At 71.4% G+C, this 12,163-nt stretch carries 12 protein-coding genes; 9 read left to right on the forward strand and 3 right to left on the reverse strand.

From position 1 onward, the window contains the following. Positions 1-34: 34 nt before the first annotated feature. Positions 35-775, reverse strand: a complete 741-nt coding sequence (locus tag ABME01_RS08685; protein WP_353828057.1) for an SDR family oxidoreductase — start codon at positions 773-775, stop codon at positions 35-37. A gap of 101 nt (positions 776-876) precedes the next feature. On the opposite strand from ABME01_RS08685, the gene recO reads away from it, so the two are divergent. Both recO and ABME01_RS08695 read left to right on the forward strand, forming a co-directional pair. Further along, positions 877-1,614: a DNA repair protein RecO gene (recO, locus tag ABME01_RS08690; RefSeq protein WP_353827996.1), complete on the forward strand. Its 738-nt coding sequence runs from the start codon at positions 877-879 to the stop codon at positions 1,612-1,614. Next, positions 1,611-2,420 carry an isoprenyl transferase gene (locus tag ABME01_RS08695; RefSeq protein ID WP_353827997.1) on the forward strand — a complete coding sequence of 270 codons (810 nt, stop codon included), beginning with the start codon at positions 1,611-1,613 and terminating at the stop codon, positions 2,418-2,420. Before recO ends, ABME01_RS08695 begins: the two co-directional genes overlap by 4 nt. Before the next feature lie 4 nt (positions 2,421-2,424). Here the strand turns inward: ABME01_RS08695 and ABME01_RS08700 are convergent, their stop codons facing one another. Continuing rightward, on the reverse strand, positions 2,425-2,949 hold the full coding sequence (locus ABME01_RS08700; RefSeq protein WP_353827998.1) for a P-loop NTPase family protein: 525 nt from the start codon (positions 2,947-2,949) through the stop codon (positions 2,425-2,427). Positions 2,950-3,100: 151 nt separating this feature from the next. Here ABME01_RS08700 and ABME01_RS08705 point away from each other — a divergent pair, with 151 nt between their 5' ends. Together ABME01_RS08705 and ABME01_RS08710 are read left to right on the forward strand one after the other, a co-directional pair. Beyond that, positions 3,101-3,766 carry a DsbA family oxidoreductase gene (locus tag ABME01_RS08705; RefSeq protein WP_353827999.1) on the forward strand — a complete coding sequence of 222 codons (666 nt, stop codon included), beginning with the start codon at positions 3,101-3,103 and terminating at the stop codon, positions 3,764-3,766. Beyond that, on the forward strand, positions 3,763-3,903 hold the full coding sequence (locus ABME01_RS08710; RefSeq protein WP_353828000.1) for a hypothetical protein: 141 nt from the start codon (positions 3,763-3,765) through the stop codon (positions 3,901-3,903). Before ABME01_RS08705 ends, ABME01_RS08710 begins: the two co-directional genes overlap by 4 nt. A 105-nt stretch (positions 3,904-4,008) precedes the next feature. Here the strand turns inward: ABME01_RS08710 and ABME01_RS08715 are convergent, their stop codons facing one another. Further along, positions 4,009-4,494, reverse strand: a complete 486-nt coding sequence (locus ABME01_RS08715; protein ID WP_353828001.1) for an aminoacyl-tRNA deacylase — start codon at positions 4,492-4,494, stop codon at positions 4,009-4,011. Between the two features lie 94 nt (positions 4,495-4,588). Between ABME01_RS08715 and dusB the strand changes: the two genes are divergently transcribed. From dusB to ABME01_RS08740, 5 genes are all read left to right on the forward strand, one after another. Then, entirely contained in the window at positions 4,589-5,743 is a 1,155-nt protein-coding gene (dusB, locus tag ABME01_RS08720) for a tRNA dihydrouridine synthase DusB (protein ID WP_353828002.1), read from the forward strand. A gap of 5 nt (positions 5,744-5,748) precedes the next feature. Beyond that, on the forward strand, positions 5,749-7,008 hold the full coding sequence (locus ABME01_RS08725; protein WP_353828003.1) for a deoxyguanosinetriphosphate triphosphohydrolase: 1,260 nt from the start codon (positions 5,749-5,751) through the stop codon (positions 7,006-7,008). Between the two features lie 48 nt (positions 7,009-7,056). Beyond that, positions 7,057-9,069: a DNA primase gene (dnaG, locus tag ABME01_RS08730; protein ID WP_353828004.1), complete on the forward strand. Its 2,013-nt coding sequence runs from the start codon at positions 7,057-7,059 to the stop codon at positions 9,067-9,069. Positions 9,070-9,335: 266 nt separating this feature from the next. Beyond that, entirely contained in the window at positions 9,336-10,973 is a 1,638-nt protein-coding gene (locus tag ABME01_RS08735; protein WP_353828005.1) for an ABC transporter substrate-binding protein, read from the forward strand. 95 nt (positions 10,974-11,068) lie between these two features. Next, the gene (locus ABME01_RS08740; RefSeq protein WP_353828006.1) at positions 11,069-12,163 is read left to right on the forward strand and encodes an ABC transporter permease; all 1,095 of its coding nucleotides are present in this window, start codon (positions 11,069-11,071) and stop codon (positions 12,161-12,163) included.

Consider the following 12,163-nt stretch of genomic DNA (forward strand, 5'->3'; position numbering starts at 1 on the left):
CCCGGTTCTACCACGCGGCCGCCGGTCGTGGCGGTCACCGCGCGCGCAGCGAGTCCTCGAACGTCACGGTGCCGTACGGCGGACCCGGCACGAGGTTGGCCCCGGAGGCGAAGGCCGCGAAGCGGGTGCCGGGGAGCCGGAACGACGCCGTCGGGCGCCTGGACCTGCGCGCGGCGAGCCATGCCCGCGCGAGGTCCCGCGCGGGCCGGACCTCGGGACCGCCGATGTCGGGTGCGATGCCGAGCACCTCGTCGTCGAGCAGTTCCAGGAAGCGGGTGCTGACGTCGTCGACCGAGATCGGCTGGAAGGAGAAGTCCGGCGCGAACACGATCGGGGAGAAGCGCTGCGCACGGAAGAGCGTCGCGACGAAGTTGTGGAACTGCGTGGCGCGCTGGATGGTCCACCGCAGCCGCGACTCGGCGATGATGCGCTCGGACGCGCGCTTGCCGCCGTAGTACGCGAGCGGGATGCGGTCGATGCCGACGATCGACGCGTACAGCAGGCGCGGCCGTCCGGATCGCTCGGCGGCCGAGACGAGCCGGTACGTCAGCTCCGTGTCGTCCCGGTTCGTGGTCGCGAGATGGATGACGGCCCGGGCCCCCTCGATCGCCGCCTCGAGGCCCTCGCCGGTCTCGAGGTCGCCGTGCACGGTGCCGGGTGCGCCGGACCGGCTGAGCACGCGCACGGCGTCGCCGCGCTCGGCGAGCCTGCGGACGAGGACCTGGCCGAGCGATCCGGTGCCGCCGGTGACGAGGACGGGCGCGTTGGACGACATGGTCACGCCACCATTCTGCCGTCCCGGGGCGGCGCGCGCGCCATGGCGGGCGTCCGGCGCTGCACGGCGGGTGCGGGCCCGGTCGGTGGGAGAATCGAAGGGTGCCCGTGTACCGAGATGACGCCGTCGTGCTGCGAACGCACAAGCTGGGCGAGGCCGACCGCATCGTGACGCTGCTCACGCGGCGGCACGGGAAGGTCCGTGCGGTCGCACGTGGGGTGCGGCGCACGGCATCGAAGTTCGGGTCGCGTCTCGAGCCGTTCATGGTGGCCGACCTGCAGCTCTACGAGGGCCGGACGCTCGACGTCATCACCCAGGCCGAGTCGATCGGTGCGTACGGTGCCGAGATCAGCCAGGACTACGCGGCCTACACCGCGGCGAACGCGATGGTCGAGGCCGCAGATCGACTGACCGAGGCCGAGGGGTCGCTGCAGCAGTACCTGCTGCTCGTGGGCGCGCTGCGCTCGCTCTCGCGGCGGGAGCACGGCGCGGACCTCACGCTGGACTCGTACCTGCTGCGGGCGCTCGCGATCGCGGGGTGGGCGCCGAGCTTCGAGGACTGCGCGCGCTGCGGCGCGCCCGGTCCGCACTCGGCGGTCGTCGTGCAGCTCGGCGGCGTGGTGTGCGCGGACTGCGCGCCGCCCGGGTCGGCGCGCATCGCCCCGAGCACGGTCGACCTGCTCGGCGCGCTGCTCTCGGGGGACTGGGCGGTGGCCGAGGCGGCGTCGGAGCGCGACCGCGGGCAGGCGAGCGGTATCGTCGCCGCGTACGCCCAATGGCACCTCGAGCGCGGCCTGCGCTCGCTCACCCATGTCTCCCGAGGAACGGCCCCAGAGTGACCCCCAAGCCCTACACGCACAAGGACGCGGTGCCCTATCGGCCGCTCGACTGGACCGGGGTGCATCCGCCTGCGTTCCCGAAGGGCTCGGTGCCCGAGCACGTCGCCATCGTCATGGACGGCAACGGCCGATGGGCGAATCGGCAGGGCCTCACGCGCATCGAGGGGCACAAGGCCGGCGAGGAGGTGCTGCTCGACGTCGTCGCCGGCGCCATCCAGGCTGGTGTGAAGCACCTCTCGGTGTACGCGTTCTCGACCGAGAACTGGAAGCGCTCGCCCGACGAGGTGCGCTTCCTGATGGGCTACAACCGCGACGTGCTGCACCGCCGACGCGATCAGCTCAACGAGTGGAACGTGCGCATCAGGTGGGCGGGCCGGAGGCCCCGGCTCTGGAAGTCGGTGATCGACGAACTGCAGTACGCCGAGCGGCTGACCGGGGGCAACACGGGCCTGCAGTTCACGATGTGCGTGAACTACGGCGGACGCAACGAGATCGTCGACGCCGTGCGCTCGATCGCCGACGACGTGGCCGCGGGTCGCATCCGCCCGTCCGCGGTCTCCGAGAAGCTCATCCAGAAGCGCCTGTACGTGCCCGACATGCCCGACGTCGACCTCTTCGTGCGCAGCTCGGGGGAGCAGCGCACCTCGAACTTCCTGCTCTGGCAGTCGGCGTACGCCGAGATGGTCTTCCTCGACACCCTTTGGCCCGACTTCTCGCGCGTCGAGCTCTGGAAGGCGATCGAGCTCTACGCGTCGCGCAACCGCCGCTTCGGCGGCGCGGTCGATGCGCCGACCGAGAGCGCCTGAGGCGTCAGCCCGGGACCCGGGCGGCGGTCGCGAGCGGCCCGGAGCACCACGCCGTCACTTGGCGCGGCGACCGGAGTCGCACGACCGGCAGGTCCGGACGATCGGCTGTGAGCGCGGCCACGCGCGGACCGGTCGCCGAGTGCGTGCGCCAGGCCCAGCGCACGATGTGGTCGCGATCCGTGAGCACCGTGCGCAGCGACGCCTCGCGATTGCCGTTCCAGAGCTCGACATCGAGGACCCGCCGTCGCACGGTGCGCTCGATCACCCGGCGCATGACGACCGCGCGGGGCAGGTCGAGCCAGACAGCGAGGTCCGCCCGGGCGGCGAGGAGTGGTCGCGCCGAAGCGTACTGCCATTCCACCACCCAGGCGGGGCGTGCGGCGAGGGCCGCGACGTCGACATCGAAGGAGGGCCTGGGCGTCCACTCCGGGCCGTGGAAGAGTCCGTCGATCTCGACGTACGGGAGGCCGATGGCCTCGCCGATGACCGCCGCGAGCGTCGACTTGCCGCTGCCGCTCGTGCCGGCCACGATCACGCGCGACGGCCTTCCGGGAAGTGGGTCGCACGCACGGAGCATCCAGCGATCGTACTGCGACGTGGTCGGCAGCTCGCGACGAGCGAGGAATGCGATCGATGCCGTCCGGGGAATACCGCTCGCCGGTCGTTCGTTGGGCCTGACCGTGAGTTCCCCCATCAAGATCGACATCTGGTCGGACATCGCCTGCCCGTGGTGCTACATCGGCAAGCGCCACCTCGAGGCCGGGATCGCCGCACTCGGCGACGACGCCCCCGAGGTCGAGATCGAATACCACTCGTTCGAGCTCTCGCCCGACACCCCGCTCGACTTCGAGGGGTCGACGACCGAGTACCTCTCGAAGGCGAAGGGCCTGCCGCTCGACCGCGTCGAGCAGATGCTCGACCACGTGACCGGCGTCGCCGCGCAGGCCGGCCTCGACTACCACTTCGAGACGGTCGCGCACACGAAGACGCTGAAGGGCCACGAGTTGCTGCACCTCGCGAAGGAGCATGGCGTGCAGCTCGAGATGAAGGAGCGCCTGCTGAAGGCCTACTTCACCGAGGGCGGCCGCGTGAACCGCATCGACGAACTCGTCGGCTGGGCCGTGGAGCTCGGCATCGACGGCGCCGAGGCGCGCGAGGCGCTCGAGTCCGGCCGGTACGCCGACGACGTGCAGGCCGACATCGCGCAGGCGCGCGCCTACGGCATCCAGGGCGTGCCGTTCTTCGTGTTCGAGGGCAAGTACGGCGTCTCGGGCGCGCAGCCCGCCGAGGTCTTCTCGCAGGTGCTCCAGCAGGTCGACGGCGAGCGCGACGGGGTGGCGGCGTGAGCCCCGAGACGGCGTCGACGGATGCCGCTCCCGCGCCGTTCACGATGGTCGGCGCCGACGCCGGCATGGTCTGCGAGGGCGACGTCTGCTTCGTCCCGCCTGCCGACCCGGGAGACCTCGCCGACCCCGCGAGATGACGCGAACGGATCCTCCGCCCGGCCCGCACGACGGTTCGCGTCATCTCGATGGCGTGCAAGCGCGGGCGCGACGCGGCGCCGGCGCGCGCGACGGAGGAGGGGCGGCTACTCGGGGTCGCTGATGTCGGCGACGGTCGCGCCGAGTGCGGAGATGAGGGCGTCGGCGTCGACGAACAGGCTGCGGCCGTGCTCGCCCGCGCCCATCGACACGCGTCGGCCGACGATCGCCTCGTCGGCGACGACGGGCCACGCGATGCTCGATCCGAGCGGCGTGATCGTGCCGCGCTCGTAGCCGGTCGCGGCGAGCGCGAGCGACGCGTCGGGCAGCTGCAGCTTGTTCACGCCGAGCAGGCCCCGCAGCTTCGGCCAGCTGATCTTCCGGCCGCCGGGCACCAGCGCGAACACGTACGTGTCGTCGCTGCGCTTGACCACCAGCGACTTCACGATGTCGCCGGGCGTGATCCGCAGCAGCTCGGCCGCCTCCTCGAGGCTGTTCGCGGCCGGCCGCACGATCACCTCGATCTCGAGCCCGTGCTCCTCGGCGTCGGCCCGCACCCGCTCGACGCCGACGAGTCCGTCGAACCGCGCCATGAAGGTCCTCCCCGAAGTCGGCCTGCCCGCATCCTACGCGTCCGGCTCGCGCGCCCGGCCGGATCCGGCGCCGGATCTGGGAGAATCGAAGGCGATGCCTACGACCACCACCCCTGCCCGCCCGCTCTCGATCGGCGGCCTCGACCTCGAGGTGCCGGTCGTGCTCGCGCCCATGGCGGGCATCACGAACACGGCGTTCCGCCGGCTCTGCCGCGAGTTCGGCGCCGGCCTCTACGTCTCCGAGATGATCACGAGCCGCGCGCTCGTCGAGCGCACGCCCGAGTCGATGCGGCTCATCACGCACCATGAGTCCGAGACGCCACGCTCCATCCAGCTGTACGGCGTCGACCCGAAGACCGTCTCCGAGGCGGTGACGATGCTCGTGGCCGAGGATCGTGCCGACCACATCGACCTGAACTTCGGCTGCCCGGTGCCCAAGGTCACCCGCAAGGGCGGGGGAGCGGCGCTGCCCTGGAAGTCGGGCCTGTTCCGCGACATCGTCGAGGGCGCCGTGAAGGCCGCCGGCGACGTGCCCCTCACGGTCAAGATGCGCAAGGGCATCGATGCCGACCACCTGACCTACCTCGAGGCCGGCCGCATCGCCGAGGGCGCGGGCGTCGCGTCGATCGCGCTGCACGCCCGCACCGCGGCCGAGTTCTACTCGGGACAGGCCGACTGGCCCTCCATCGCGAAGCTGAAGGAGACCGTGACCGGCGTACCGGTGCTCGGCAACGGCGACATCTGGTCGGCCGACGACGCGCTGCGGATGGTCGAGGAGACCGGCTGCGACGGGGTCGTCGTGGGGCGCGGATGCCTCGGCCGGCCCTGGCTCTTCGGCGACCTCGCCGCGGCATTCCGCGGTGAGCACGTCAAGGCCGAGCCGACGCTCGGCGAGGTCGCGCGCACGTTCCGCCGCCACGCCGAGCTGCTGGCCGAGTTCTTCGACAGCGAGGAGCGCGGCTGCCGCGACATCCGCAAGCACGTCGCCTGGTACTTCAAGGGCTACCCGGTCGGCGGCGACCTGCGGGCGCGCCTGGCCACGGTGGAGTCCCTGGCGCAGCTCGACGACCTCCTCGGCACGCTCGACTGGTCGACGCCCTACCCCGGCGAGGGGGCCGAGGGGCCGCGCGGCCGCGCCGGCACGCCCAAGAACCCCGCACTGCCCGACGGCTGGCTCGCCTCGCAGGATCTGGCAGGCCACGACCGGGCGACGCTCGTCGGCGCCGAACTCGACACGAGCGGCGGCTGACCCGGGTGCGCGACCGACTCTTCGGCGGCTACGACGACGCCGACGCCGAGCGATTCCTGCCCGAGCAGCACGAGAACCGGCGACGCAGCGACTTCGCGCGCGACCGCGCGCGGCTCCTGCACTCGAGCGCGCTGCGCCGGCTCGCCGCGAAGACGCAGGTGCTGAGCCCCACCTCGGGGCTCGACTTCGCGCGCAACCGGCTCACGCACTCCCTCGAGGTGGCGCAGGTGGGCCGCGAGCTCGCGACGAGCATCGGGCTCGACCCCGACGTGGTCGACACCGCCTGCCTCGCGCACGACCTGGGGCATCCGCCGTTCGGCCACAACGGCGAGAAGGCCATGAACGCGTGGGCCGCCGACATCGGCGGCTTCGAGGGGAACGCGCAGACGCTGCGCATCCTCACCCGGCTCGAGCCGAAGGTCTTCTCCTCCGACGGCCGGCCGCTCGGGCTGAACCTCACGCGCGCGAGCCTCGATGCCAGCTGCAAGTACCCGTGGCCGGAGGCCTCGGGCATCGGCGACCCCAGCGGCCGCACCAAGTTCGGGTTCTACGCCGACGACGTCGACGTGTTCGAGTGGATGCGCCGGGGCGCCCCCGAGCGGCGGCTCTGCATCGAGGCGCAGGTCATGGACCTCTCGGACGACATCGCCTACTCGGTCCACGACTTCGAGGACGCGATCGTCGGCGGCTACCTCGACGTCGCGGCGCTCGGCAGCCGGGTCGATCACGACGAGCTCGTCGACGCGATGTTCGAGTGGATCGGCGGCGCGTTCGACCATGACGAGCTGATCGCGGCGTTCGACCGCCTCGACTCGCTCGACGTGTGGATCTCCGAGTGGACGGGGAGCCGTCGCGACCAGGCCGCCCTGAAGAACCTCACGAGCCAGCTCATCGGCCGCTTCGCGCACGCGGCGACCGAGGCCACCCGCGACCACCACCCGGTCGCGAGCCTCATCCGGTTCGACGCCGACGTCGTCGTGCCGCGCGACATCCAGGCCGAGATCGCCGTCCTGAAGGGGATCGTCGCCGCGTTCGTGATGTCCCGCAACACGCGCCAGCCGATCTACTTGCAGCAGCGGCAGGTGCTCACCTCGCTCGCCGACGTACTGCTCGGGAGCGGCGACGCGCATCTCGACGCCGCGTTCGCCGAGGACTGGCGGGCGGCCGCCGACGACGCGGCGCGCAAGCGCGTCGTGGTGGACCAGGTCGCGAGCCTCACCGACCAGTCGGCGCTCTCGTGGTACGAGCGGCTCGTCCAGCGATGACGGCCGTGCGGGCCCGCGACGCGTCGTCCGCGCAATAGGATTGCTGGCATGGCGGGCCGCATTCGACAGAGCGATGTCGACGAGGTCAAGGCCCGCACGAACATCGCCGACATCGTCGGCGAGCACGTCGCGCTGAAGTCGGCCGGCGTCGGGTCGATGAAGGGCCTGTGCCCGTTCCACGACGAGCGCAGCCCGAGCTTCCACGTGCGGCCGCAGCTCGGCTACTACCACTGCTTCGGCTGCGGCGAGTCGGGGGATGTCTACACCTTCCTGCAGCGCATGGACCACGTGACCTTCGCCGAGGCCGTGGAGCGCCTCGCGGGGCGGATCGGATACGACCTGCACTACGAGGACGGCGGGCAGCACGAGGGGCCGGGCAACCGTGCGCGGCTGCTCGCGGCGAACCGCGCCGCCGAGGAGTGGTTCATCGAGCAGTTGACCACGCCGGACGCGGAGGTCGGCCGTCGGTTCCTCGGCGAGCGCGGCTTCGACGCCGAGGCGGCGCGCCGGTTCGGCGTCGGCTTCGCCCCGAAGAGCTGGGAGGCGCTGACCCGCCACCTGCGAGGGAAGGGCTTCACAACCGAGGAGCTCTCCGCCTCGGGCCTCGTGTCGCAGGGCGACCGCGGCGTGTACGACCGGTTCCGCGGGCGCCTGATCTGGCCGATCCGGGACGTGACCGGGCAGACCGTCGGCTTCGGGGCGCGCAAGCTCCTCGACGACGACCAGGGGCCGAAGTACCTGAACACCCCGGAGACCGCGATCTACCACAAGGCCCAGGTGCTCTACGGGCTCGATCTCGCCAAGCGGGAGATCTCGAAGTCGCACCGCGTCGTCGTGGTCGAGGGCTACACCGATGTCATGGCCTGCCACCTCGCGGGGGTGACGACGGCGATCGCGACCTGCGGCACCGCCTTCGGCGTCGACCACATCAAGGTGCTGCGCCGCGTGCTCGGCGACGACTCGGCCGACGGCGAGGTCGTGTTCACCTTCGACGGCGACGCCGCCGGCCAGAAGGCCGCGATGCGCGCGTTCGCCGAGGAGCGGCGCTTCGCGGCGCAGACCTTCGTCGCCGTCGCACCCGACGGGCTCGACCCGTGCGACCTCCGACTCGCCCGCGGGGACGCCGCGGTGCGCACCCTCGTCGAGACGCGCACGCCCATGTTCGAGTTCGTCATCCGCCACACGCTGGCGCGATTCGACCTCGAGACCGTCGAGGGTCGGGTCGCCGCGCTGCGGGCCGCCGCGCCGGTCGTGGCCGAGATCCGCGACCCCGCGCTCCGACCCGGCTACACGCGTGAGCTCGCGCGCATGCTCGGGATGGAGCTCGACGAGGTGGGCCGGGCGGTGCGCGGCGCCGCCGCGCGGGCGCGCGACGATCGCGGGGGCCGCGACGAGCGCCCGGCGGGGGGATCCGGAGCCCGGTCGGAGGGTGATCGGCCGGGTGCGCCGCGCGGTGACGGCGGACGTCACGGGAGCGCGGGCACGAGCCCCGACGCGGGGGCGGGGTCGCCGCCCGACGCCGGCGCGGAGACCGGGGCATCCGAACGCCCCTTCTCCATCTCCCAGCTGCCGAACGACCCGGCCACGCGCCTCGAGCGCGATGCCCTCCAGGCTATGCTGCAGTACCCGGAGCTCGTCGGCGACGACCTGCTGCACCACGGCGTCGACTGCCGCTTCGGCAACGGAACGCTCGCGGTGGTCCGGGACGGGGTCGCGTCGGTGCTCGCCGCGGCCGCCGCCGGTGGGCCGAGCGGGACGGCCCCGACGGTGACCGCGCCCGCGATCACCATCGACCGGGTGATCGCCGAGGTGCCGTCGCCCTTCGGCGCCGTCGTGCAGCAGCTCGCCGTGCTGCCGGTGCCGCAGCGCAGCGACGCGGAACTCGAGGGATGGGCGCGGGGCGTGGTGGCCTCGCTCGTGGACCGCGAGCTGCTCCGCCAGAAGCAGGAGCTGCTGGGGCGCCTCCAGCGGACGGATGCGACCGACACCTCGACGTACGCGATGATCCAGCGCGCGCTCGTCGAGATCGAGCGGGAACGCCGCGCGCTGCGCGGCGACTGAGGGGGCCCGGCACCCCGTCCGGTCGGCGGGGCCCCGGACGGCGCACGGCCGGCGCGCTCGGTCGGATCGAAAGCGCCCGGATGCGAGGACTGCTCATCCTGTGTGCTCCGACCCGCCGCCAAGGTTGCAGATCGGTCACATTCGGCCCGTCGGGGCGGGCACATCCGCGACGACACTCGGGCGCGTGTGCTAGCTCTGGGAGATACGCGATTCTCGCGCCCTCATCGGCGCGTGCGCTCCCACCCCAGAGGAAGAGGTAGACGGATATGGCATCCGCATCCACGAACCGACGGCGCGGCCTCGCGCTCGCGGCGGGCTTCTCGGCCGCCGCTCTCGCGCTGGCCGGTTGCTCGGCAGGCGGCGCCGACGAGGAGTCGGCCGCCGGCGGCACGCTCACGATCGGAACGACCGACAAGGTCACCACGCTCGACCCCGCCGGCTCGTACGACAACGGCTCGTTCGCCGTCATGAACCAGGTGTTCCCGTTCCTGATGAACTCGCCGTACGGCACCTCCGACGTCGAGCCGGACATCGCCGAGTCGGCCGAGTTCACCTCGCCGACGGAGTACACGGTCACGCTGAAGTCGGGCCTGAAGTTCGCCAACGGCAACGACCTCACCAGCTCGGACGTCAAGTTCACCTTCGACCGCCAGCTGGCGATCGCGGACGAGAACGGCCCGTCGGCGCTGCTGTACAACCTCGACTCGGTCGACGCGCCGGACGAGACCACCGTCGTCTTCACCCTGAAGAGCGAGAACGACCAGATCTTCCCGCAGATCCTCGCCAGCCCGGCGGGTCCGATCGTCGACGAGGACGTCTTCTCGGCCGACGAGCTGACCTCGGACGACGAGATCGTCGAGGGCGAGGCCTTCGCCGGCCAGTACGTGATCACGAGCTACGACTTCAACAACCTCGTGGCCTACGCGCCCAACCCCGACTACCAGGGCCTGCTCGGTGCGCCGAACAACGACACGGTCAACGTGAAGTACTACGCCGACGCGTCGAACATGAAGCTCGACGTGCAGGAGGGCAACATCGACGTCGCGTGGCGCAGCCTGTCGGCCACCGACATCGACGACCTCCGCGGCAACGACGACGTCCAGGTCGTCGAGGGCCCCGGCGGCGAGATCCGCTACATCGTGTTCAACTTCAACACCCAGCCGTACGGTGCCGAGACGCCGGAAGCCGATGAGGAGAAGGCCCTCGCCGTCCGCCAGGCCGTGGCCGACCTGCTGGACCGCGAGGAGATCGCGAACCAGGTCTACAAGGGCACGTACACCGCGCTCTACTCGTACGTGCCGGACGGCCTCACGGGCGCCGTCGAGCCGCTCAAGGACATGTACGGCGACGGCGCGGGCGGCCCCGACGCCGACAAGGCGACCAAGGCCCTCGAGGACGCCGGGGTCGAGACCCCGGTCGAGCTGAACCTGCAGTACTCGAACGACCACTACGGTCCGTCCTCGGGCGACGAGTACGCGCTGATCAAGGACCAGCTCGAGGCATCCGGGCTCTTCACCGTGAACCTGCAGACCACCGAGTGGGTGCAGTACTCGAAGGACCGCACGGCCGACGTCTACCCCGCGTACCAGCTCGGCTGGTTCCCGGACTACTCCGACGCCGACAACTACCTGAGCCCGTTCTTCCTGACCGACGTCAACTTCCTCGGCAACCACTACTCGAACCCCGAGGTCGACGACCTCATCCTCGAGCAGTCGGTCACCGTGGACGCCGACGAGCGCAGCGCGCTGATCGAGCAGATCCAGGAGACGGTCGCGGGCGACCTGTCGACCGTGCCGTACCTCCAGGGTGCGCAGGTCGCGGTCGTCGGTGCCGACGTGTCCGGCGCGGAGGACACGCTCGACGCGTCGTTCAAGTTCCGCTACGGCGCCCTCTCGAAGGGCTGACGCGGACGAGACGCTAGAGTCTCCTACACGAACAGGAACGGGCGGTCCGCTCTCATGGGAGCGGGCCGCCCGCCTTCGAGTCCAGAATGGCGAACATGGCTTCAACGGTGACCGCGCCGCCGACTTCCGGCGGCACCGCGCCCGCTCGGCGTACCACACGATCCTCGGGGGGTGGGCTCGGTCGCTACCTCGTCGTCCGGGCACTGCTGATCATCCCGACCGTCTTCATCCTCGTGACGCTCGTCTTCGTCGCGATGCGGGCGACCGGGGATCCCATCACGGCGGCGCTGGGCGACCGGCTGACGGCCGCGCAGCTGCAGGAGCGCATCAGCGCGGCCGGGTACGACCGACCGCTCATCGTGCAGTACTTCGAGTACCTGGGCCAGCTGCTCACCGGCGACTTCGGCACCACGATCAGCGACAACCGTCCCGTCGTCGAGGTGCTGCTGAACTACGGCGCGGCGACGCTCGAGCTCGTCTTCTACTCGCTCATCGTGGCGTTCATCGTGGGAATCCCGCTCGGCATGGTCGCGGCCTACTTCCGCGACCGCGGCCAGGACGCCTCGCTGCGGGTGTTCGCCATCCTCTGCTACGCCACGCCGGTGTTCTTCGCCGGCATGCTGCTGAAGCTAGTGTTCTCGGTCTGGCTCGGCTGGCTCCCCGTCGCGGGCCGGGCCTCGACCTCCGCCGAGCTGCGCATGCAGCTCCTTCCCGGCTCGAGCGGCCTCTACACGATCGACGCCATCCGGACCGGCGATCCCGAGGTGCTCGGCGACGTGCTCGCGCACGCGGTGCTGCCGTCGATCGCACTGGGCCTGCTCACGGCCGGCGTCTTCCTGCGACTCGTGCGCACGAACGTCATCGGGACGCTGGCCACCGACTACGTCGACGCCGCCCGTTCCCGCGGCGTCAGCGAGTACCGGCTCGTGCGACGCCACGCGTACCGCCCGGCCCTCATCCCGATCATCACCGTCATCGGGCTGCAGATCGCGCTGCTGCTCGGTGGCGCGGTCCTCACCGAGACGACGTTCGAATGGAAGGGGCTCGGCTTCCAGCTCGCCGAGTACCTCCAGGCCCGCGACTTCGTCGCCGTGCAGGGCATCGTGGCCCTGCTGGCCGTGATCGTGGCCCTGACCAACTTCATCGTCGACGTCATCGCGGCGCTCATCGACCCGAGGGTGAGGTACTGA

This window comes from Agromyces litoreus (assembly GCF_040496015.1).
Classification (GTDB): Bacteria; Actinomycetota; Actinomycetes; order Actinomycetales; family Microbacteriaceae; genus Agromyces; species Agromyces litoreus.